The organism is Pseudomonas sp. UBA6276, assembly GCF_002438365.1.
Taxonomy (GTDB): Bacteria; Pseudomonadota; Gammaproteobacteria; order Pseudomonadales; family Pseudomonadaceae; genus Aquipseudomonas; species Aquipseudomonas coleopterorum.
Window position 1 is genome coordinate 1 of sequence record NZ_DJUS01000002.1, and the last position, 22,002, is coordinate 22,002.

The window sequence follows — 22,002 nt, forward strand, 5'->3', positions numbered from 1 at the left end:
CCGACGCCGATGCGCAGGCCGGAAAAGATATAGGGCGCAGCTGCCGGCAGCATGATCTTGCTGAAGTACTCGACGCCGTTGAGCCGCAGCACCTTGGCCACGTTGCGGTAGTCCTCGGGAATGTTGCGCACGCCCACCGAGGTGTTGATGATGATCGGCCAGATGGCGGTGATGAAGATCACGAAGATCGCCGAAGGGTAGCTGTCCTTGAAACCGGCCAGCGACAGCGGCAGCCAGGCCAGCGGCGGTACCGTACGCAGGATCTGGAACAACGGATCGAGCCCCCGCATGGCCCAGGTCGACTGACCCACCAGCACACCCAGGCTGATCCCCACCACCACGGCCAGGGCATAGCCATAGGCAACCCGCGACAGGCTGGCCAGCAGTTGCCAGGCCATGCCCTTGTCATTGCCGCCGTTGTCGTAGAACGGATCCACGATCAGCTCCCAGGTGTCACTGATCACCTGAGTGGGCGGCGGCAGCGCCGCACCCTTGCCGCTGCACACCAGTTGCCAGACCAGCAACAGCAGGGCGCCGATCACTACCGGTGGCAGGCACTGCTGCAACACGAAGCGGCGGGCGTTCTTCAGCAGTTTCGCCATCACCGGCGGCTTGACCTGGGCCTTGGCGACGGCCTGGGCGGCGCTGTGCAGCTTCTTCACTTCAGCATTCATGGTGACCTCCGGTGAGTGCGGGAAACATCAGGCCAGGGCCTTGATGGACAGGCTGTCGAGATAGGCCTGCGGGTTCTGAGGATCGAAGGTCTTGCCGTCGAAGAAGGTCTCGACACCGCGCGAGTCGGAATCGGGAATCTGCGCGGCCGGCACGTTCAATTCTGCGGCGGCCAGGCGCCAGAGGTCGGAGCGATTGACCTTGGCGATCAACGCCTGGCTGTCGAAATCCTTGGGCAGGTAGCCCCAACGCTTGTTTTCGGTGAGGAACCACAGGTCGTGGCTCTTGAACGGGTAGGAGGCGAAGTCGTCCCAGTAGCGCATGATGTGCGGGCTGTCCTTGACCACCTTGCCGGTGCCGTAGTCGAAGTTGCCTTTCATGCGCTCGATGATGTCCGCCACCGGCGCGTTGATCCAGCGACGCTTGGCGCAGATCTCTGCCACTTCGTCTTTGTTCTCCGGCCGCTCGCAGAACATCTGCGCTTCCATCACGGCCTTGAGCAGGGCTTTGGTCGCGTTAGGGTGCTTGTCCACGTAGTCGGCGCGCAGGGCCAGGGCTTTCTCGGGGTGCTTGTTCCAGATTTCGCCCGTGGTGTTGGCCGTGTAGCCGACTTTCTGATTGATCAACTGGGCGTTCCACGGTTCGCAGACGCAGAAGCTGTCCATGCTGCCGACCTTCATGTTGGCGACCATCTGCGGCGGCGGTACGACGATGGTGGACAGGTCCTTGTTCGGGTCGATGCCGCCTGCGGCCAGCCAGTAGCGCAACCACAGGTCGTGGGTGCCGCCGGGGAAGGTCATCGCGGCATTGACGGTCTTGCCGCTGGCACGCTTGCTGGCCAGCGCCGCCTTGAACGGTGCGGAATCCAGGCCCAGCTTGAGGTCGGCGTGTTCGTTGCCCACCGAGATGCACTGGCCGGACAGGTTAAGCCGCGCGAGGATGTACATGGGCACTGGCTGGTTGTTGGGCGTGACCTTGCCAGCAGCGATCAGGTAGGGCATGGGTGTGAGGATGTGTGCGCCGTCGATGCCGTTGGCGGCCGAACCCAGCACCAGATTATCCCGCGTGGTGCCCCAGGACGACTGTTTGAGCACTTCCACCCCGGTCATGCCGTGCTTGGCGAAAAAGCCTTTCTCGTCGGCGACGAACAGCGGCGCGGCATCGGTCAGTGCGATGAAGCCCAGCTTGGCCGTGGTGGTTTCCAGACCGTCGCTGCCCGCTGCCCAGACCGCCGAGGACAGCCCGGGTGGCAGCAGTCCAAGGGCTGCACCGGCACCGGCCACGGTCAACGACTGCTTGAGAAAGTGCCGACGCTTGGCGTCGTGCGGGTGTGCTTTGAAAGGCGTGTCATCCATCGCTGATTCCCCTGCTGCTGGCGGCCAAAAAAATGCAAAAAAAAACGGCGGTCACGCGCTCCGGGCAGTGCTGCCGGAACGCGTGGACGCCGTTGTCCAGGATTCGAATAGTCGACCGCAGTTGGCTGCGGTCCTGTGTGTCTCAAAGCAGATTGCGTGCCAAGGCGTCGAGAGCCGCACGGGACGTAGTGGTCCTCGCGCAATGGAGCGTCCGTGTGCACGGATGCGGAGCATGCCACCGGCAGGGTGCGCAAATAGGGCGCAGTTTTGCCTCAACCTTTGCCAGCGACGGCCAATACGTTCTGCGCCATGTCGACCATGCGCAGCCCCCGCGACATCGCCGATTGCCGCAGTCGGGTGTACGCCTCGCTTTCGCTGAGCGCATATTCATTCATCAACAACTGCTTGGCCCGTTCCACCAGCTTGCGTTCATTGAGCGCCTGGCGTGCTTCGTCCAGTTGCAGGTTGGCATCCTGCAAACGGTGGGTCTGGGCCTGCAGCAGGTCCAGCAGCGAGCGGCCCATCTGCGGTCCGTGACCGTCGGGCGCGGGGCTGTCGAGATCGCTGGCATGCACGCTGAACAGCCGGGCATCGCCGCAGCCCATGGTTTCCAGACTGGCCAGGCGTTGCAACAGCACGCGGTGGTTGTCGAGGTCGGCATTGGCCAGCTTGATGCTGCTCTGACAACTGGCCAACAGTTGCTCGGCAAGGTGCTTCTCCACCTCGTGCATCTGATCGATGCGCTGGCTGTGCAGTTCGAACCAGAGCTGCGAGAGGCCCGGGTCCACCGGATGTTGCGCCGAGGTGCGCATGCCGACTTCGCGCAGGCGCAACAACTGTGTGGTGAGTTCGCTGCGCTGCAACTCGGCCCAGCGCTGACCGGCCAGCGGGTCGGCGAATTCGCTGAAGGTCTGGAAGCAGCGCTCCTGGCTTTGCGTCAGGTGCAGGATGCGCTCCTGCACACTGGCGTCGAAAAAACCCGCCGAGAAGCCGGCCACGCCGGTGGCCCGCTCCTGACCGGCCAGCTCCTTGCCCTGCATGAAGTTGAACAGCGCCACCAGCACCCGGGTGATGTCCGGGTCGATGGCCGTGTCGGCCGCTTCGAAGACCACGGCCATGAGTCCACCGATCAGACGGGTCAGGGCCGCCGTGGCCAGGCTGGGTGCGAGCAGGCGTTCGCGAATGCGCCGCCGCAGGCCGGGCAATTCGTCGAAACCGTGCAGAACGTAGGCGACGCGGTTGAACAGGCGGGCCCGGTCGGCCGCGCTGGCTGCATTGAGGTCCACGGCCTGCAAGCGCTGCAGCACGTCCTGCTCCAGCGCCTGAGCCTGCTCGGTGTGCAGGTCCAATTGCCGACGGTGGGTTTCCACCTGGCTGCCCAGATAGAGGTTGGTGTAGCCACGTTCACGCTGCAGGGCATGCACCAGGCGGCTGATCAGCGTCACCAGTTCACAGGTGTCGGCCAGCCCGCGCAGGCCTTCGAGCTCGCTGCGGCGAGCGGCCAGCATGAAACGCAGGGCAGGGGGCATAGGACGATCAGGCAGGGCGCGATCAGGCATGGCGGGCTCGCAACTTCGGTGAGGGACGGCACGGTTGCATGCAAATCCCGGTCCCGACGCCACGCCCTTCGCCTGCATTGCCACGTATGCCGACGGCTGCGTAACTGCTATAACGCCCAGGCCCAACAATAAAAAGGAGTCAGCGATGTCCCCCATTCGTCTCGGCGTGGTCGGCTACGGCAAGATTGCCCAGGATCAGCACGTCCCCGCCCTGCGCAATGACCCATCCTTCGAGCTGGTCGCCGTGGCCACCCTCGGCGAGCCATGCCCCGGCGTCACGCATTTCGGCAGCCTGCACGAGTTACTCGAACAGGCCGCGGATATCCAGGCGCTGGCGTTCTGCACACCGCCCCAAGGCCGCTATGCGCAGGTCCGCGAAGCGCTGCTGGCCGGCAAGCACGTGCTGGTGGAAAAACCGCCCTGCGCCAGCCTTGGCGAGGCCATGGCCTTGGTCGAACTGGCCACCGAGCAGGGTGTGACCTGCCTGTTCGCGTGGCATTCGCGCTTCGCCGCAGGGGTCGAAAGCGCTCGGGCCTGGCTGGCGGGCAAACACCTGCAGTCGGTCACGGTCCAGTGGAAGGAAGACGTGCGCAAGTGGCACCCGGGCCAGCAGTGGATCTGGCAGGCCGGCGGCCTCGGCGTGTTCGATCCGGGCATCAACGCCCTGTCGATCATCAGCCACGTGCTGCCTGAAGCCCTGTTCGTCACCCAGGCCAGCCTGCGCTTTCCCGGCAATCGCCAGGCGCCGATCGCGGCTGACCTGAGCATGAGCGACGCGAACGGCCTGCAGGTGAGCGCCGCCTTCGACTGGGACCACGGTCATGACGAGCTCTGGCAGATCGAAGTACATTGCGACGAAGGATGCCTGCGCCTGACCCACGGCGGTGCGCAGTTGCTCATCGACGATGTGCCGCAGACGCTCGAAACGGTAGGTGAATACCCGTTGCTCTACCGGCACTTCGCGCGACTGATCGAGGCCGGTAACAGTGACACCGATCTGCAGCCGTTGCGCCTGGTGGCCGACGGGTTTCTGCTCGGGGAGCGCGCAACGGTCGCCGATTTCGTCGACTGAAAACGCCGTTCAGGCAACTATCGGCGTTTGGCCGGTGGGCTCGGCAGCGGCGCGAGCAGGGCGTCGATATCGTTGTCCTGCAGGCGCCAGTCGCCGGTTTCCCTTGCATCGAGAATGCCGGCCGCCAAGGCTGACTTTTCCTGCTGCAGGTGCTGGATCTTTTCTTCCACCGTGCCGCGGGTGATCAGCTTGTAGACGAACACCGGTTTTTCCTGGCCGATACGGTAGGCGCGGTCGGTGGCCTGGTTTTCCGCAGCCGGGTTCCACCAAGGGTCGTAGTGGATCACCGTGTCTGCTGCGGTCAGGTTCAAGCCCACGCCGCCGGCCTTGAGGCTGATCAGGAAGATCTGCAGCCTGCCGTCCTGAAAGTCCCTGACCGGTGCCCGGCGATCGCGCGTGGTACCGGTCAGCAATGCGTAGGGGATGCCTCGCTGCTGCAGCTCCTGCTCGATCAGGCCCAGCATGGAGGTGAACTGGGAGAACAGCAAGATGCGCCGACCGCTGTCCAGCAGTTCGTCGAGCAATCGCAGCAGGCTGGCCAGCTTGCCCGAACTGTGGCCCGGCGGCGGTGCTGCAACGCTGTTGACCAGGCGCAGGTCACAGCACACCTGACGCAGCTTGAGCAGTGCTTCGAGGATGATGATCTGACTGCGCGCCACGCCCTTGCGGTCGATTTCGGCGCGTACCTTTTTATCCATGGCCAGGCGCACGGTCTCGTACACGTCGCGCTGTGCCTCGTTGAGTTCGACCCAGTGGACGATCTCGCTCTTGGCCGGCAATTCGGTGGCCACCTGCTCCTTGGTGCGGCGTAGCAGGAATGGCTTGATACGCGCGTTCAGGTGCTGCAGGCGCGTCTCGTCGCCCTGTCGCTCGATCGGCAGACGGTAGTCGCGGCTGAACTGCTTGCTGTCGCCCAGCCAGCCCGGCATCAGGAAATGAAACAGCGACCAGAGTTCGCCCAGATGATTCTCCAGGGGCGTGCCGCTCAGGCACAGGCGTTGCCGCGCGTTCAGCTGACGTGCCGCCTGCGCCGCCTTGCTGCCGGGGGTCTTGATGTACTGGGCTTCGTCGAGCACCAGTACGTGCAGCGGCACCTGTTCGAGGACTTCGGTGTCCTTGGGCAGCAGGGCATAGGTGGTCAGCAGCACGTCGTACTCGGCCAGATGCGCGAAGTGTTTCTTGCGGGTGGCGCCGTGCAGGGCCAGGACCTTGAGTGCGGGCGCGAAGCGGGCAGCTTCGTCCTGCCAGTTCGGCACCAGGCTGGTGGGCATCACCACCATGGCCGGGCGATCCAGACGACCGGCCTGTTTCTCGATCAGCAGATGGGCGAGGGTCTGCAGGGTCTTGCCCAGGCCCATGTCGTCGGCGAGGATGCCGCCCACTTCCAGTTGCCGCAGCGCCTGCATCCAGCTCACGCCTTCCAACTGGTAAGGACGCAGCGTGGCCTTCAAACCGTCGGGTGCGGTGACCGGACAGTGGCGGATGTCGCGCAGGCGTTCGGCAAAGTGACGTACCCGCTCGCCACCTTGCCAGTCCAGAGGCAACGTCCTTAGCCCTTCGAGGCGCGTGGCGTCGGCGGTAGCCAGGCGTATCGAGGTGTCGCCCGGTTCGCGCAGGTAGAAATCCCCCAGCGTTGCCAGCACCGGTTTCAAGCGGCCATAGGGCAGGGCGACCTGCAAGGTTCGCTGAACGCCGTCTTGCGCGGTATGCACGGGCACCAGGATCTGTTCGTCGTCGCGACGGCGCGCCAGGTGGCTCGGGTTGAGCAGTTCCGGGTGGCTGCGCAGCAGGTTGAGCAGGATCGGCAGCAGGCTCAGCGGTTCGCCGTCGACCACGATGCCCAGTTCCAGATCGAACCAGTCGCGCTCGGGACCTTCCTCGATAGTGGCGTACCAGCGCTCGACCGGCGTCAGGTCGAAGGCGAACGCCTCGGCGTATTCGATTTCCCAACCTTGCTCGCGCAACCCCGGGAGCTCGTTGAGGATGAAGCGTAGCCAGGCAGCATCGCTGGGCAGCTCGAAGATCTCGCCGGCGCTTTCCGGCAGCGCCTTGCTCTGCCGGGTCGCCAGCTTGAAGCCGATGCCCTGCAACTGCTCGCGCAGGGCTCGCTCGGCGGCCGGCTGGCGCATGATTCGAGCGTTCTGGTTCTGCCACTGGCGCGCGACGCTGGTGGGGCGCGGCCCGCTGACGTATTCGCCGGCGTAGCCGTAGGCCAGCGCTGCACGATGCTGCACGTAACGCTGCATCTTGCCGTTGCGCGGTTCGAAGGCGCTGAACTCGACGCTGCCCAGCCACAGCCGTGGCCGCGGTTGCAGCGTATCGATCAAGCGCTCATCGGGCATATCAACCGGCTTTTGGCGTCAGGCGCTCGAACAGCGCTTCGATGACGTTGAAACGCTCCTCGGCACGCTCCATCGGCACCATGAACTTGAACAGCGTGGCGCCTTCGAACTTGTAGCGCTTGGGCTGGCTCTGGATCAGCTTGATCAGGGTCAGCGGATCGACCGGCGTGCTCGGGCCGAATTCGATGCGCCCACCCTGCGGGCCGCCATCGACCTTGGTGATACCCAGCTGCTCGGCCTGAAGCTTGAGCAGGGTCAGGCGCACCAGGTTCTTGGTCGGTTCGGGCAACAGGCCGAAGCGGTCGATCATTTCCACCTGCAGGTCCTTGAGACCGTCCTCATCCACCGCCGAGGCGATGCGCTTGTAGAGGATCAGGCGAGCGTGCACATCGGGCAGATAGTCCTCGGGAATCAGCGCAGGCAGGCGCAGGTTGATCTCGGGCCCGCCGCCCAGGGGCTGGTCGAGATTGGGTTGCTCGCCCTTGCGAATCGACTTGACCGCACGCTCGAGCATCTCCATGTACAGGGTGAAACCAACCGCCTGGATCTGCCCGCTCTGGCCTTCGCCTAGCAGCTCGCCAGCACCGCGGATTTCCAGGTCGTTGGTCGCCAGGACGAAACCGGCGCCCAGGTCCTGGGTATTGGCGATCGCCTCCAGACGCTTTTCGGCGTCCGGAGTGATCTGCTGGCGCGGCGGGGTCAACAGGTAGGCATAGGCTTGGTGGTGGCTGCGGCCGACACGCCCGCGCAGCTGGTGCAACTGGGCCAGACCGAACTTGTCGGCCCGCTCGATGATGATGGTGTTGGCGCTGGGCACGTCGATGCCGGTCTCGATGATGGTCGAGGCGATCAGCACGTTGAAGCGCTTGTGATAGAAGTCGCTCATCACCTGTTCCAGCTCGCGCTCGCGCATCTGCCCATGGCCGATGCCGATGCGCGCCTCGGGAACCAGCTCGGCGAGGTCGGCGGCGCATTTCTCGATGGTTTTCACATCATTGTGCAGGTAGTACACCTGGCCGCCGCGCAACAGCTCGCGCAGCAGCGCTTCCTTCACGGTGCTCTTGTTCTGCTCCATGACGAAGGTGCGCACCGACAGGCGCCGCGCCGGTGGCGTGGCGATGATCGACAGGTCGCGCATGCCGGCCACGGCCATGTTCAGCGTGCGCGGAATCGGCGTGGCGGTCAGGGTCAAAATGTCGACTTCACTGCGCAGGGCCTTGAGCGCCTCTTTCTGACGGACCCCGAAGCGGTGTTCTTCGTCGATGATCACCAGGCCCAGGTTCTTGATCTTGACGTCGTCCTGCAGCAGCTTGTGGGTACCGATGACGATGTCGATCTTGCCTTCGGCCAGTTGCTCGACGGCGGCACCCACTTCCTTGGCCGACTTGAAGCGGCTCATCACTTCGACCGTCACCGGCCAATCGGCGAAACGGTCGCGGAAGCTGTTGTAGTGCTGCTGGGCGAGCAGGGTGGTCGGCACCAGAATGGCCACCTGACGGCCACCGTGCACGGCGATGAACGCCGCGCGCATGGCCACTTCGGTCTTGCCGAAGCCGACGTCGCCGCACACCAAGCGGTCCATGGGCTTGGGCGCCAGCATGTCGTGGCGCACGGCCTCGATGGCCGACTGCTGGTCCGGGGTTTCCTCGAAAGCGAAGCCGGCGCTGAACGTGGCGTAGTCCAGGGCCGGGTCGGCGAACGCATAGCCTTCGCGCGCAGCGCGGCGGGCATAGATGTCGAGCAGCTCGGCGGCCACGTCGCGCACCTGCTCGGCGGCCTTGCGCTTGGCTTTCTGCCATGCCTCCGAGCCAAGCCGGTGCAGCGGGGCCAGGGCGTCGTCGCTACCAGTGTAGCGGGCGATCAGGTGCAGGTTGGCCACCGGCACGTAGAGCTTGGCGTTCTCGGCGTATTCCAGGGTGAGGAATTCAGCGACCTGATTGTCGATCTCCAGCGTCGCCAGCCCCAGGTAGCGGCCCACACCGTGGTCGATGTGCACCACCGGCGCGCCTTCGCGCAGCTCGGTGAGGTTCTTGATGACGTTGTCGTTGGCCGCGTCGGCGCGCTTGTCACGACGGCGGCGCTGCATCACGCGCTGGCCGAACAGCGGGCTCTCGGCGATCAGCGCCAGGGCCGGGTCGAGAATCTGCAGGCCTTCGTCGAGCGGCGCGATGGTGATCGCCAGACGTTCCTTGCCCTCGGCGAACTCGTTCCAGCCGTCCACCGTGCGAGGGCGGACCTTGAGCCGCTCCAGCAGCTCCAGCAGCACTTCACGGCGACCGGCGGATTCGGCGGTGAACAACACCCGGCCTGGAAATTGGTCGAGGAATCCGGCCAGCGCGGCGAGGGGCTGGGTGGCCTTGGCCTCGATGGCCAGGTCCGGCAGCGCCGCTGCGGCGAAACGTTCACGGCCCGGCCCCGGCTCCAGGTCATCCTGGCTGACGATGATGCGTGGCCAGGTCTTGAGCTGGGCGAAGCAGTCTTCCACCGGCATGAACAGTTCGGCAGGCGGCAGCAACGGACGCGCAGGATCGACCCGCCGCTCCTCGTAACGGTTGCGCACGTCGCTCCAGAAATGCTCGGCGGCCTGTTCGATGCCTGGCAGCGAGAACACCTGGGTGTCCTGGGGCAGATAGTCGAACAGGGTCGAGGTTTCTTCGAAGAACAGCGGCAGGTAGTACTCGATACCGGCAGGGGTGATGCCGCTGCTCAGGTCCTGAAAGATCGGGCAGCGACGGAAGTCGACGTCGAAACGTTCGCGAAAGCGTGCCTTGAAACGGGTCACCGCTTCCTTCTGCAGGGGGAATTCGCGGGCCGGCAGCAGGCGGATCGATTCGACCTTGTCGATGGAGCGCTGGGTCTCCGGATCGAAGGTGCGCAGCGTCTCGATCTCGTCGTCGAACAGGTCGATCCGATAGGGCAGCTTGCTGCCCATGGGGAACAGGTCGATCAGGGCGCCGCGCACGGCAAATTCACCGTGCTCGTACACCGTGTCGACGTAGCGGTAGCCGCTGGCCTCCAGACGCGTGCGCATCTGCTCTACGTCCAGGCGTTGCCCCACGTCCAGCACCAGGCTGCTGCCCAGCAGGAACTGGGTCGGCGCCAGCCGATGTAGGGCAGTGGTGATGGGCACTACCAAAACCCCATGCGCCAGCTCGGGCAGGCGGTAGAGGGCGGCGATACGCTGGGAGATGATGTCCTGGTGCGGCGAGAACAGGTCGTACGGCAGGGTTTCCCAGTCGGGGAAATGCAACACCGGCAACTGCGGGGCGAAGAAGCGCAGTTCCTGCTCCAGCCGGTCGGCGCTTTGGCTGTCGGCGGTGAGCAGAAGCGTGAAGCGCTTGGCGGCATTGGCCGCTTCGGCGATCGCCAGGCTCAGGGCAGCCCCGGGCAGGTTGCCCCAGGCGTGTTTGCCTGCCGAGGCAGGGAGTTGCGGAAGGCGCAGAACAGGCACGGGAGGTTGAGCTCCAAGCGTTGCGGCGGAAAACGAGGATTGTACCGGGGCGACGGTGGGCTGTCAGGTGCTGTGATGGGGTTGTGCCATTGCGGCGGCTCGAGCGGGCGGCGAAGGGCGTGCCATGGTGCTTCGCACTGCCTCTTGTCATAAAACCGCCGGGTATGATCTACCCCGTTGGCGCACCTCGGTTTTTTTGACGGTCCTATTCGCCAAACTTCACGACGTCGATAAGCGCAGATTGCTCCGGCCGCGCGGCGAAGTCATAATGTAGCCCGTTTTCTCAGCCCCTACATGTGGAAGGTTACCGTGACTCAGAAGCCCGACCAGTGTCTTGGTGAATGGATCGATCGTGAAGCACTCGCTGAAGCGATGATTCCTTTGATCGGCCAGCTCTACCGCAATAACAACGTAGTCACCTCCATCTACGGCCGCAGCCTGATCAACCGTTCGGTGATCGAGCTGCTCAAGGCGCACCGCTTCGCTCGCCACCGCCAGTCCGATTCCTCGGAGCTGTCGGTGCACGAGACGTTCCCGCTGATCAAGGCGATGAGCGAACTCAAGCTGGGCGCCGCCTCCGTGGATCTGGGCAAGCTCGCGGTCAAGTTCAAGGAAAGCGGCAACGGGCGCAGCGCCGAACAGTTCGTGCGTGAAGAGCTGGCGGACGTGGTCGGCAAGCAGAACCAAGGCGAGCGTACCGGTACCGACGTGGTGCTGTACGGTTTCGGTCGCATCGGTCGCCTGCTGGCGCGCATCCTGGTCGAGAAGGCGGGTGCCGGCGACGGCCTGCGTCTGCGTGCGATCGTCGTGCGCAAAGGCGCCGACAACGACCTGGTCAAGCGCGCCAGCCTGTTGCGTCGCGACTCGGTGCACGGCTCGTTCGACGGCATCATCCATGTCGACGAAGCGAACAGCACCCTGACCGTCAATGGCAACCTGATCCAGGTCATCTACGCCAAGAACCCGAGCGAAGTCGACTACACCCAGTACGGCATCAAGAATGCCCTGCTGGTCGACAACACCGGTGTCTGGCGCGACGCCGATGGTCTGGGCCAGCACCTGGCGTGCCCGGGCATCGACCGCGTGGTGCTGACCGCACCGGGCAAGGGCAAGCTGAAGAACATCGTGCATGGCATCAACCATGGCACGATCACTGCCGACGACAAGATCGTTTCGGCGGCGTCTTGCACCACCAACGCCATCGTGCCGGTGCTCAAGGCGGTCAACGACAAGTTCAGCATCGTCAACGGCCACGTCGAAACCGTTCACTCGTACACCAACGACCAGAACCTGATCGACAACTTCCACAAGGGCGACCGTCGCGGCCGTTCGGCTGCGTTGAACATGGTCATCACCGAGACCGGCGCTGCCACCGCTGCCGCCAAGGCGCTGCCCGAACTGGCCGGCAAGCTGACCGGCAACGCCATTCGCGTGCCGACGCCGAACGTCTCCATGGCCATCCTCAACCTGAACCTGGAGAAGGCCAGCACCCGCGAAGAGATGAACGAGTACCTGCGCTACATGGCGCTGCACTCGGACCTGTCCCGGCAGATCGACTTCGTCAACTCCCAGGAAGTGGTATCGACCGACTTCGTCGGCTCGCGCTACGCCGGTGTGGTCGACGCCGAGGCCACCATCTGCAACGACAACCGCGTCGTGTTGTACGTCTGGTACGACAACGAATTCGGCTACAGCTGCCAGGTGGTCCGTGTGATGGAAGACATGGCGGGCGTTAACCCTCCAGCCTTTCCACACTGAGCCTGAGCGCTGAATGAAAAACGCCCCGACTGGTTCGGGGCGTTTTTTTTGGGGTGTCAGGTATGGCCTCTTCGCGGGCAGAGCCCGCTCCCACAGGTCCCAATACACCTTGATCCCTGTGGGAGCGGGGCGGGCGGCGAGCCATCTGCCCGCGAAGGCCGCACCGCGGTATCAGGCCTGCGCCGCCAAAGCCGCACGCTGCGCATGCCGGTCGCCGCGAAACAGTACCAACGTCGCTACCAGCCCCAACACCGCCGCGCCACTGAGCCAGATGCCCGGTGCCGCCTTGTTGTCCAGCGCGTGAATCAGGTAGGTGCACGCCACAGGGGTGAACCCGCCGAACGTCGCCGTGGCCAGGCTATAGGCCAGCGAAAACCCAGTGGTGCGCACATCCAGCGGCATGATCTCGGTCAGCGCCACGACCATGGCACCGTTGTACGAGCCATACAGGAACGACAGCCACAGCTCGACCGTCAGCAGACGGCCAAAGCTGGGATCCGCTACCAGCCACGACAAGGTCGGGTAGGCCGTCAGAATCGCCAGCACCGTGGCCGCGAGCAGCAACGGCTTGCGCCCTATGCGGTCCGACAGTGCGCCCATGATCGGCAGCCAGATGAAGTTGGAAAGGCCCACGGCCATGGTCACCAGCAGTGCATCCATGTCCGACAGGTGCAGCTCGTTCTTGCCGAACGTCGGCGTATAGGCGGTAATCAGGTAGAACGAAACGGTTGTCATCACTACCAGCGCCATGCCGGCCAGGACCAGACGGAAATTCTGCGCTACCGAATGCACGACCTGCTTGAGCGTAGGTCGATGGGTGCGCGCTTCGAACTCGGGTGTCTCTTCAAGCGAACGACGAATGAAGAAAATCACCGGTACGATCATGCAGCCCACCAGGAACGGCACCCGCCAGCCCCAATCACCCATCTGTTGCGCATCGAGAAAGTGATTGAGCAACACCCCGAGCAGGCCGGCGAAGACCACGGCGACCTGCTGGCTGGCCGACTGCCAGCTGACGAAGAATCCCTTGCGTCCCGGCGTGGCGATTTCGGCCAGGTACACCGACACACCGCCCAACTCCACGCCTGCCGAGAAGCCCTGCAACAGCCGCCCGAGCAGCACCAGCAGCGGCGCCGCGACGCCCAAGGTCGCATAGCCAGGTACGCAGGCAATCAACACGGTACCCAAAGCCATCAAGGCCAAGGTCACGATCAGCCCTTTGCGCCGTCCGTGCCGGTCGATGTACGCACCCAGAAAGATGGCCCCCAAGGGGCGCATGAGAAAGCCGGCACCGAAGGTGGCCAGCGACAGCATCAGCGAAGCGAAGGCACTGTCGGTTGGAAAGAATGTCTTGGCGATGGCCGTGGCGTAGAAGCCATAGACCATGAAATCGAACATTTCCAGGAAATTGCCGCTGACAACGCGAAAGATCGCCTTGCCTTTACCCACCTCAGACGTCATGGCTGTGCTCACTTTACTTGATCTTATAGGTGACCCATGGCGGTAGACGCGTCGAGCTTTTGGGCACAACGGTCCAACGCCGGGAACATATCTTGTAACAATATGTTCCAGATCAACCTCAGGTAAAGTGAATTCGTTCGCCAGCCAGGCAGTGACGCAGGTCTTTGACGCTCAAGCCGGACGCCAGCTCACACCATTGATGCCGAATTTTTCGGCCGATGGCTGACTGGTTTTTTTCACATGCTCACGGCCGAATCGACCGATCCGGCCGACCCCTGCATCGCAGCTTGCCCAATGCCAGGCCTCGCTGCTGTCCATTTTCTCGGCTCGGATGATGAACGACTTGGGGTCGCCGTGAAGGGTGTAATCGATGACGAACAGTTTTGCGTTGTTCATGGGGCCGAAGATCTTCCTTGTGAGGTGCGTCGCAATGAGTTTCGGAGTCCGGCCCGTCTGAAAAATTCAGTTGGATTGGCGCAGCCACGCCAATCCCATGAAGCGTGTGGCGATCATCCCAGTCCAGACTGGCGCGCCAGCGCGGTCGCCAGGCTGGGCGCCAGTGGCAGGGTTGGCAGCAGGGTCGCCTGATAGGCGTGATAGAGGTCGGGTTTGCCTGGCCAGATGGTCTGCGCCGGTTGATTGCCCGTATCGAGCTCGTGGTGCCAGCTGCCATGCTCGCGATCGATCAGGTAGAGGTCGATGTAGTCCCAGAACTCACGGTACCAGCGCTCATGGCTGGCATCGCCGGTACGCTGGTACAGCGCCGCTGCGGCAGCCACCGCTTCTGCCAGCGTCCAGTGCAGACGCTGCGCGACCACCGGCCGTTGTTGCCAGTCTACCGTGTAGACGATTCCCGGCTGGCCATCCACCGCCCAGCCGACCCGGCAGGCTGCGGCGAACAGATGCTGGGCGTCTTCGGCCAGCCAGCTGGGGTTGGCCAGGCCGATGCGGTGCCGTGCGGCTTCCAGGTGCAGGAGCAGCCGCGCCCACTCGAAGGCATGCCCTGGCGTTTGCCCGTAGGGACGGAACTCGTCCCCGGGGCGGTCATGGTTGTAGTCGGGTAGCGCTTGCCAGTGGGCGTCGAAGTGTTCGACTGGCAGGTAGTTGGTCGCTGCCGCGTGTTGGTGAATGAGCCGCTCGCTGATCGCCAGCGCGCGATCCAGCCACCTGGTGTCGTTGCAGACGTCGGCCAGGGCCAGGCAGGCCTCCACCCCGTGCATGTTGCTGTTGCCACCCCGGTAGTCTTCCTGGTCGCTCCAGTCCTCAGCGAAGGATTCCACGAATGCCTGCTCGGCTTCGCACCAGAAGTGCCGCTCCAGAACGTCGACCGCGTCGGCCAGCAACGCCGCGGCGTTCGGTCGTCCGGCCGCTACGGCCGAGCTCGCCGCCAGTGCCACGAATGCATGCAGATAGGCTTGCTTGCGCGACGTGGAGGCCGGCCTGGCGCTGGCGTGCCAGCCACCGTGCCGTGCATCGCGCAATGGACCCTGCAACGCGCGGATGCCATGGTCGACCATGGCCGCACTGCCTGGGATGCCCTGCAGGCAGGCCAGGGCGAAGCTGTGGGTCATGCGGGCGGTCTGGATGGTCAATGCACCGCTGGCCAGCACCGGTCGGCCCCGGTTGTCGAGGTCGGCAAAGCCGTCTTCGATGCGCGCCGCCTTGGCGAACTCCAGCAGTCGCTGGCCTTGCTGGGCCAGCCAGTGCCGGTGGGTGGGAAGGGTCAACCAACTGTTCGCGGCAGGAGTGAGGGTCTCCATCGGTACGAATGCCTCGCTAGGGGATGCAGGAAGCATCCAGCATAGCGGGGCGCAATGGCGCTTGGGCGGCAGCGACCCTCAGAGTCAGGCTTGTGGCCGATTCGGCCTATTGATAGGACTCGTCATCCTCGTCATCTTCATCCTGAAGCGGCACGGTGGCGTCTTCGGTGGTCACCGAGCCTGGGTCCTCGCTGCCTGGATCGTTGATGAAGGGCACACCATTGGGGCCTTTTTCTTCTTTGCCTTCGGTTTCAGGTGTCATGGTCATTCTCCTGTTGGCGACCTGCAGACGGTCGACTCAGGCATTGGACGCTCGGGCGCGCACGATGTTCATGCTGAGCATTGCCAGCACCGCTATCAGTGCCACCACGGCGCTGAAGAACTCGGCGGAATGATGCAGCCCGAACACGGGAATGCTCACGCCCACCGCGATCACCGGCACCGACATGGACAGGTAATAGACGATGAACAGTGCCGAGGTGACCCCGGCCTTCTGGCCAACGGGCGCGGCATTGGCCACCGCGCCCATGCCGGCCCGAAAGGTCAGGCCTTGGCCGATTCCGCTCAGAGCGCCGCCGAGCACCAGCAGCCAGAGCTGGGCGCTGGCGATACTCAGGCCCAGACAGGCGACGCCGAGGATCAGCACAGTGCAACCAACGGTCATCTGCGCGGCTTCGCGAATTCGCCTGACCCAGGCCTGCCCGACGATGGAGCCAGCGAACAGCACCAGAATCACTGCACCGATCACCAGGCCTCCCGCGTGCCCCATGACCTGGCGCATGATCGCCGGTACCAGCGAGGTGAACAATCCGGTCACGCTGAACCCGGCAAGGCCGGCGATGGCGGCGGGTATGAATGGGCCGCGCACTGCTGCCGGCAGGCTCGGGCGCTGGAATCCCAGACGTGGTTTGACAGGTCGCTGCGCCGTCTCGCCGACGGCCAGGATGGCGGCCACTGCCGCCAGCAGCAGGACCAGATGCACGACGAAGGCCAGGTGCACCGGCCAGGGCAGAAACTGTGACGTGAAACCGGCCAGCAGCGGGCCCAGCCCCAAGCCAAGCATGTTGGCCGCCGTGGCGACCAATGTTGCGCTGTTCTGCCAGCGCTTGGGCGCCGCTTCGATTACTGCCACCGTACCGGTACCGGTCATGATCCCGGCCGAAAAGCCCGAGATCAGCCGAGCGATCAGCAATCCGCCAATGGAGTCGGTGCACAGGAAAATCACCGCGCTGATCGCGCCCATGGCCAAGCCTGCCAGCAGCATCGGTCGCCGACCCAGTTGATCGGACCAACTGCCGACGGCCAGCAATGCACTGATCACCCCGGCCGCATAGATGGCGAAAATCAGGGTCACCCAGGTCGGACCGAAGCCCAGATGGTGTTGATACAAGGCGTAGAGCGGCGTCGGCAGGGTGGTGCCGACCATGGTGATCAGAAAGGCCACGGCGATCAGCCAGAAGCTCGCTTGGTGGGACGGTTGATCAGGTGCGCCGGTGGCAGCGTGGGGAGGAGTATGGGTCATGGATTTCGGCCAGATCGGGGAAGGCGGTCGGGAAACCTAGCAAACTGTGGCCGTCAGGTATACGTCTGCAAACGCACGTCTGCGGATTGACCTCAAGGGTGCTTGAAGTGCGCACCCCGGCGCAGTCTGATCGGCCCCTCCGGTTCCATATCGGGATCCAGCCGATCATCGCCCTGAGTCAGGTCGATGATCTCGGCGGCCGCCAGGGCCCGAGCCACCCGGCGAACCTCCGGCATCAGCGCGCGCCACGCCGGCTCGTCCTGCTCCAGCGAGCGCGCCACTTCCGAAGGGCAGATGGACGTGCCCACGGCGCGTTGTTCGAGCAGGTGCAGAACGCGACTGGCGATGACGTCGTCGGGGTGGGTCATGGGGCGCTCTTCCTTGCAGGCGACAGGCTGAAGATGAAAACAACTTCAGCCATGTTACCTGCAACACCTCTGACTGGACATATCGAGCCGCGATCGGTGTCGCCTCAGGCGCTGGCGGGTTCGTCCGGGGTGAATTCTTTCTCCATGTGCCGTTCGATCTGCTCCAGCGACTTGCCGCGCGTTTCCGGCACGCACATCGCGACGAAGATCAGCGACATGACGTTGATCGCCGCGAACAGCATGAAGGTGTAGGGGCCGAAGCCAGCCAGGGCGATAGGGAACAGGAACGCCACCGACGCGTTGCACAGCCACTGGAAGCACACCGCCGTACCGGTCATCATGCCCCGCAGATGGGAAGGAAACAGTTCGGACATCAGCAGCCAGTAAACCGGGGCGATGAAAGTCTGCATGAACAGCAGGAACATCAGGATACAGGCCAGCGCCAGGTAGCTCTGCAGCAGCGAGGAGGGCAGCATGGTCAGCACGCCACACAGCAGCACCTGCGCCAGGACCACAAAGCACAGCCCGGTCATCAGCATCGGCCGACGGCCATGGCGACCGACCAGCCAGATGCCGATCAGGGTAGCGATCACCGAAGCGACACCGTTGCCGATGGTCGCTGTAAGCGCCGCGTTGGTGCCCAGTCCCGTGGACTTGAGAATCACCGGGGTGAAGTACATGAACGCATTGACTCCTGTGAGCTGGGCGACGAAGCCCAGGCCCATGCCCACCAGCAGCAACCGACGCAGCCAGGGTTCGGCCCAGATCGAAGACCAGCTCACGTCGGCACGTTCCTCGTCGTTCTGAGCCTGGATCTCCTTCATTTCCTTGTCGACCTGCTTCTTGCTCGAGCGGATCTTTTCCAGCACCTCGCGGGCTTCTTCCATGCGTCCCTTGCTGGCGAGCCAGCGTGGCGAAGTCGGAACGAAGTGCATGCCGATCCACAGCAAGGCCGCCGGGATCACCGCGATGGCGAGCATCCAGCGCCACACGTCAGGGGTATGGGCAAAATGCGCCAGCAAGGCGTTGGAGATATAGGCCACCAGTTGCCCGGTGACGATCATCAGTTCGTTCTGGCTGACCAATCGGGCTCGCTTGTTGGGCCCGGCTATCTCGGCAATGAACATCGGCACGATCGCCGATGCACCCCCCACCGCAAGACCCAGCACGAATCGAGTGGCGACCATGATGGCCACGGTCGGGGCGAGGGCCGAGCCCAGGGCGCCGATCATGAACAGGATGGCCAGGCCCTTGAGCGCGGTCAGGCGGCCGTATTTGTCGGCCAGATGACCGGCGAACAGCGAGCCAAACGCGGCGCCGAGGATCAACGAGGACGCTACCAGGCCCTCGGTGAACGGCGTGAGCCCAAGGCCGCCTTGGTCCGGCCCCTGGGTCATGAAGGGCAGGGCGCCGGAAATCACCCCGGTGTCGTAGCCGAAAGCCAGAGCGCCCATGGTGGCGATGATCGCTACGCGCACCACGATCTGGCCAGGGCTGGTACGGGTTGCGTCATTTTCTTCGCCCGCGGGCGATGTATCAGGTGCAGTGGTGTTGGAACTGGACAAGGCTCATTCCTTTCATTGCTCGCAGGCAATAGGTCGTGATGCGTCACGCAGGATCGCGCACGAAAAGAGCAAGGCAAGTGTCAGCGTTCGGTGGTGCGATGCCGGGCATGGAGGGGGACGGTCCCAAGGGCCGTCGGTGCCAGCGGATATTATGATTATGTCGAACTGCTTGGAGCTTGAAGTCTTCGAATCGCGTTCGAAGTCACTGCCTGTGCGCTTTTCGCGACCATCTGCCGGTGTGGCGCTTGGCTGTGAGTCTTATGAACGAAATGGTTACAAAAAGTTTTGTGGGATTTGTAATTAAATCAGGTCATCGCGCCGCGGAGAGGCAATGCACCTGCGCTCTGCTAGCATAGGGGTTCCAATAGCAGGAGAAATCAGTGAGTCGCAAGAATCTGAGCCGCACCCCGGAGCAAATCGCCATGGCCCGCCACGCCGGTGCCCTGGCCGCTGACGTATTGCGCATGATCGCCCCACATGTGCAGGCAGGCGTCACCACGCAATACCTGGACGAGCTGTGCAACGCCTACATCGTGAACGAGCTGAAGGTGATCCCGGCCAACGTTGGCTACCACGGGTTCACCAAGACGGCGTGCATCTCGGTCAACCAGGTGGTCTGCCACGGGGTGCCCAGCGACAAGGTCGTGCTGGCCGACGGCGACATCGTCAACATCGATGTGGCGGTCATCAAGGATGGTTGGTTCGGCGACACTAGTCGCATGTACTACGTGGGTGAGCCAAGCCCATTGGCCAAGCGTCTGGTGGAAACCACCCATGAAGCGATGCTGGCCGGTATAGAAGTGGTCAAGCCGGGCGCCACCCTGGGCGACATCGGTCACGCAATCCAGAGCGTCGCGCACCGCGAAGGCTTCAGCGTCGTGCGGGAGTACTGCGGGCATGGCATCGGCCAGATCTATCACGATGAACCGCAGGTTCTGCACTATGGCCGCAAGGGCGAGGGGATGCGGCTGACCCAGGGCATGATTTTCACCATCGAGCCCATGATCAACGCCGGCAAGGCGGGCACCCGCCAATTGGCCGATGGTTGGACGGTGGTTACGCGCGACCAGTCGTTGTCCGCGCAGTGGGAACACATGGTGGCGGTCACGGCTGATGGTTACGAGATCCTGACGCTCTAGCAAGGCAAGCTATCGCTCAAAGCGGCTTGAGGGGCTCCAGCGGCACCAGCTCGCGAACCTTCGCGACCACTTGGTTGATATCGAATGGCTTGTCGTAGACGGCAGCGAACAGATCGGGCGTGGCACGCCCGACGCTGCCTTGCGCTCCACTCATCAACAGGATGGGCACGGTGCAAAACGATTCGTTACCGCGAATTCTTTGCGCCAGCTCAAGGCCGTTCATGCCTGGCATCATGAAGTCGGTGATGACCAGCGCGGGATGCTCGCGATCGAGGATCTCCAATGCACGCTTGCCATTGCCAGCCGTCACGGCCATGTAGCCTTCGTCTTCAAGAGCGTAACCAAGGATGTCGGCGATGAGATACTCATCGTCGACGATCAGGATAGTGGCCATGTCAGTTCGACCCCGGCAACATCACGGATTCGATATCGTGGAGGCGCTACCTGATAACACTGCCTCTGCATTTTTGAACGCCTTTCTCAGGTCGATTCCCTGACCATGGATGACCAGCTCCAATAGCGACGGATCATAAAAACTGTCTCTGACCTTAAGAATGGAAATCAGCCGCTTTAGTTCAGACTCATGTTCGACAAATCGCGTCAGCAGGATGTTGTCGACGATGCTGGAAAGATCGGGAGCCGGCGAAGTGATCTCCGGACCGAACAGGCCGCGGATTTCCCACGTGGCGAATACGGTCACGCCACGTGTGCGCAGCTCGCTCATCAAGGTGCTGAAGAACTCGGTCAGGCGCACGGTACTGGTCGCGGTGCGAGCCATGCCGCCCAGGCTGTCGATCAGCACGCGCTTGATGCCGTGAATCTCGACCTGATGCAGCAGGCGCGCGCCCAACCCGTCGAGCAGGCCTTCGGTGGTCGGCTGCCAGCACACGTGCATGGCGCCGCTGGCCTGCAGGGTCTCGAAGTCGTGGCCCAGTGACCGCGCCTTCACTTGCAGGCGGCGCTCGGATTCGTACATGCCGAACAACAGTCCGGGTTCCTCAGGGGTCGAGGCCGCCAGGAAGTTGATGCCCAGACTGGTCTTGCCGATACCCGAGGGGCCCATGACCAGGGTCACAGAGGAACGCGGCAGCCCGCCACCGATAAGATTGTCCAGGTCAGGTATGCCGCTGGGCACTCGGCTCAGATCGGTGAGGTCGGGGCAGGAAGGGCGGCTATAGAGGCTTTCCAGGCGCGGATAGACCACCAACCCGTCGTCGGTGATCTCGCACTCGTGCAGGCCGGACAACGCGCCACTGCCGCGGGTCTTGCGTAACTGGATGCGACGCACCGAACGGGTGTTGAACAGTTCTTCACCCAGCTCGATGACGCCATCGACCATGGTGTGTTCGGGGCTGCCGTCGTCCAGGCGCGAACTGGTCAGGAACAGCACGGTGCATCCGGCGAACGCCGCATGGCCTTGCAACTCGGAGATGAATTTCTTGGTATCGATCTGCGAATCGGCCTTGGAGCGGGCGTTCAGCACACCGTCGACAATCAGGATGGTTGCTTTCTGGCGACTGATTTCGCGGCGCAGCAGCTTGACCACTTCATCCAAGCCTTCGTTTTCCAGCGTGTCGAAAGCGCTGACGAACTGGATTTCATTGCCGATCTTCGAAGCGTCGAAAAAGCTCAGGGTGGAGAGGTATTGGAACAGGCGCTCATGGGACTCGGCGAGCAGTGTGGCAACCAGCACGCGGCCGCCCTGACGCACGTGATTGAAGCCCAACTGATTGGCCAGGATCGTCTTGCCTGAGCCGGGACGGCCTTGCACGATGTACGACGCACCGGCCACCAGCCCACCCTTGAGCAACAAATCGAGCCCTTCAATCCCGCTAGCGAGGCGCTTTAGCTGTTCCAATATCCGATCTGCCTGTATGGGTTATGCGCGATCGGTCCCGTCTGGATGACAAGGACCGATCCTTCAAATGCTGGGGATTCTATACCTTTTTGACCGAGCCGGTGCATCCGAACCGATACC

17 protein-coding genes are annotated in these 22,002 nt (G+C 63.4%); 3 read left to right on the plus strand and 14 right to left on the minus strand.

What is annotated here, in order from left to right:
* From ntrB to B2V21_RS00320, 3 genes are all read right to left on the minus strand, one after another.
* A partial coding sequence (ntrB, locus tag B2V21_RS00310) for a nitrate ABC transporter permease (protein ID WP_286915693.1) occupies positions 1–674 on the minus strand: 674 nt, incomplete at its 3' end.
* Positions 675–701: 27 nt separating this feature from the next.
* Positions 702–2,027 carry a CmpA/NrtA family ABC transporter substrate-binding protein gene (locus B2V21_RS00315; protein ID WP_134721358.1) on the minus strand — a complete coding sequence of 442 codons (1,326 nt, stop codon included), beginning with the start codon at positions 2,025–2,027 and terminating at the stop codon, positions 702–704.
* 272 nt (positions 2,028–2,299) lie between these two features.
* A complete protein-coding gene (locus B2V21_RS00320) occupies positions 2,300–3,586 on the minus strand; it encodes a nitrate regulatory protein (RefSeq protein ID WP_286915694.1) in 1,287 nt (428 codons plus the stop codon).
* A gap of 145 nt (positions 3,587–3,731) precedes the next feature.
* On the opposite strand from B2V21_RS00320, the gene B2V21_RS00325 reads away from it, so the two are divergent.
* Positions 3,732–4,658: a Gfo/Idh/MocA family protein gene (locus B2V21_RS00325; RefSeq protein ID WP_286915695.1), complete on the plus strand. Its 927-nt coding sequence runs from the start codon at positions 3,732–3,734 to the stop codon at positions 4,656–4,658.
* A gap of 17 nt (positions 4,659–4,675) precedes the next feature.
* Here B2V21_RS00325 and B2V21_RS00330 read toward each other — a convergent pair whose 3' ends face one another.
* Both B2V21_RS00330 and mfd read right to left on the minus strand, forming a co-directional pair.
* A complete protein-coding gene (locus B2V21_RS00330) occupies positions 4,676–7,000 on the minus strand; it encodes a DEAD/DEAH box helicase (protein ID WP_286915696.1) in 2,325 nt (774 codons plus the stop codon).
* Between the two features lies 1 nt (position 7,001).
* A complete protein-coding gene (gene mfd, locus B2V21_RS00335; protein ID WP_056843064.1) occupies positions 7,002–10,451 on the minus strand; it encodes a transcription-repair coupling factor in 3,450 nt (1,149 codons plus the stop codon).
* A 294-nt stretch (positions 10,452–10,745) separates the two neighbouring features.
* Between mfd and B2V21_RS00340 the strand changes: the two genes are divergently transcribed.
* Positions 10,746–12,209, plus strand: coding sequence for a glyceraldehyde-3-phosphate dehydrogenase (locus tag B2V21_RS00340; protein WP_286915697.1), 1,464 nt, complete (start codon positions 10,746–10,748; stop codon positions 12,207–12,209).
* 171 nt (positions 12,210–12,380) lie between these two features.
* On the opposite strand, the gene B2V21_RS00345 is transcribed toward B2V21_RS00340, so the two are convergent.
* From B2V21_RS00345 to B2V21_RS00375, 7 genes are all read right to left on the minus strand, one after another.
* Entirely contained in the window at positions 12,381–13,670 is a 1,290-nt protein-coding gene (locus B2V21_RS00345; RefSeq protein ID WP_286915698.1) for an MFS transporter, read from the minus strand.
* 171 nt (positions 13,671–13,841) lie between these two features.
* On the minus strand, positions 13,842–14,066 hold the full coding sequence (locus B2V21_RS00350) for a DUF6555 family protein (RefSeq protein ID WP_049859148.1): 225 nt from the start codon (positions 14,064–14,066) through the stop codon (positions 13,842–13,844).
* A gap of 113 nt (positions 14,067–14,179) precedes the next feature.
* On the minus strand, positions 14,180–15,430 hold the full coding sequence (locus B2V21_RS00355; RefSeq protein ID WP_286915699.1) for an AGE family epimerase/isomerase: 1,251 nt from the start codon (positions 15,428–15,430) through the stop codon (positions 14,180–14,182).
* A gap of 106 nt (positions 15,431–15,536) precedes the next feature.
* Positions 15,537–15,692, minus strand: coding sequence for a hypothetical protein (locus B2V21_RS00360; RefSeq protein ID WP_192065827.1), 156 nt, complete (start codon positions 15,690–15,692; stop codon positions 15,537–15,539).
* Positions 15,693–15,728: 36 nt separating this feature from the next.
* On the minus strand, positions 15,729–16,952 hold the full coding sequence (locus B2V21_RS00365; protein WP_286915700.1) for an MFS transporter: 1,224 nt from the start codon (positions 16,950–16,952) through the stop codon (positions 15,729–15,731).
* 92 nt (positions 16,953–17,044) lie between these two features.
* The gene (locus B2V21_RS00370; protein ID WP_286915701.1) at positions 17,045–17,320 is read right to left on the minus strand and encodes a DUF3253 domain-containing protein; all 276 of its coding nucleotides are present in this window, start codon (positions 17,318–17,320) and stop codon (positions 17,045–17,047) included.
* 104 nt (positions 17,321–17,424) lie between these two features.
* Positions 17,425–18,885: a sugar porter family MFS transporter gene (locus B2V21_RS00375; protein ID WP_049859152.1), complete on the minus strand. Its 1,461-nt coding sequence runs from the start codon at positions 18,883–18,885 to the stop codon at positions 17,425–17,427.
* Between the two features lie 380 nt (positions 18,886–19,265).
* Here B2V21_RS00375 and map point away from each other — a divergent pair, with 380 nt between their 5' ends.
* Positions 19,266–20,024 carry a type I methionyl aminopeptidase gene (map, locus tag B2V21_RS00380; RefSeq protein ID WP_208598846.1) on the plus strand — a complete coding sequence of 253 codons (759 nt, stop codon included), beginning with the start codon at positions 19,266–19,268 and terminating at the stop codon, positions 20,022–20,024.
* 16 nt (positions 20,025–20,040) lie between these two features.
* On the opposite strand, the gene B2V21_RS00385 is transcribed toward map, so the two are convergent.
* Positions 20,041–20,418 (minus strand): response regulator transcription factor, encoded by a 378-nt coding sequence (locus B2V21_RS00385; RefSeq protein WP_049859153.1) that lies wholly within the window; start codon positions 20,416–20,418, stop codon positions 20,041–20,043.
* A gap of 21 nt (positions 20,419–20,439) precedes the next feature.
* Positions 20,440–21,885 carry an ATPase domain-containing protein gene (locus tag B2V21_RS00390; RefSeq protein WP_286915713.1) on the minus strand — a complete coding sequence of 482 codons (1,446 nt, stop codon included), beginning with the start codon at positions 21,883–21,885 and terminating at the stop codon, positions 20,440–20,442.
* Positions 21,886–22,002: the final 117 nt, after the last annotated feature.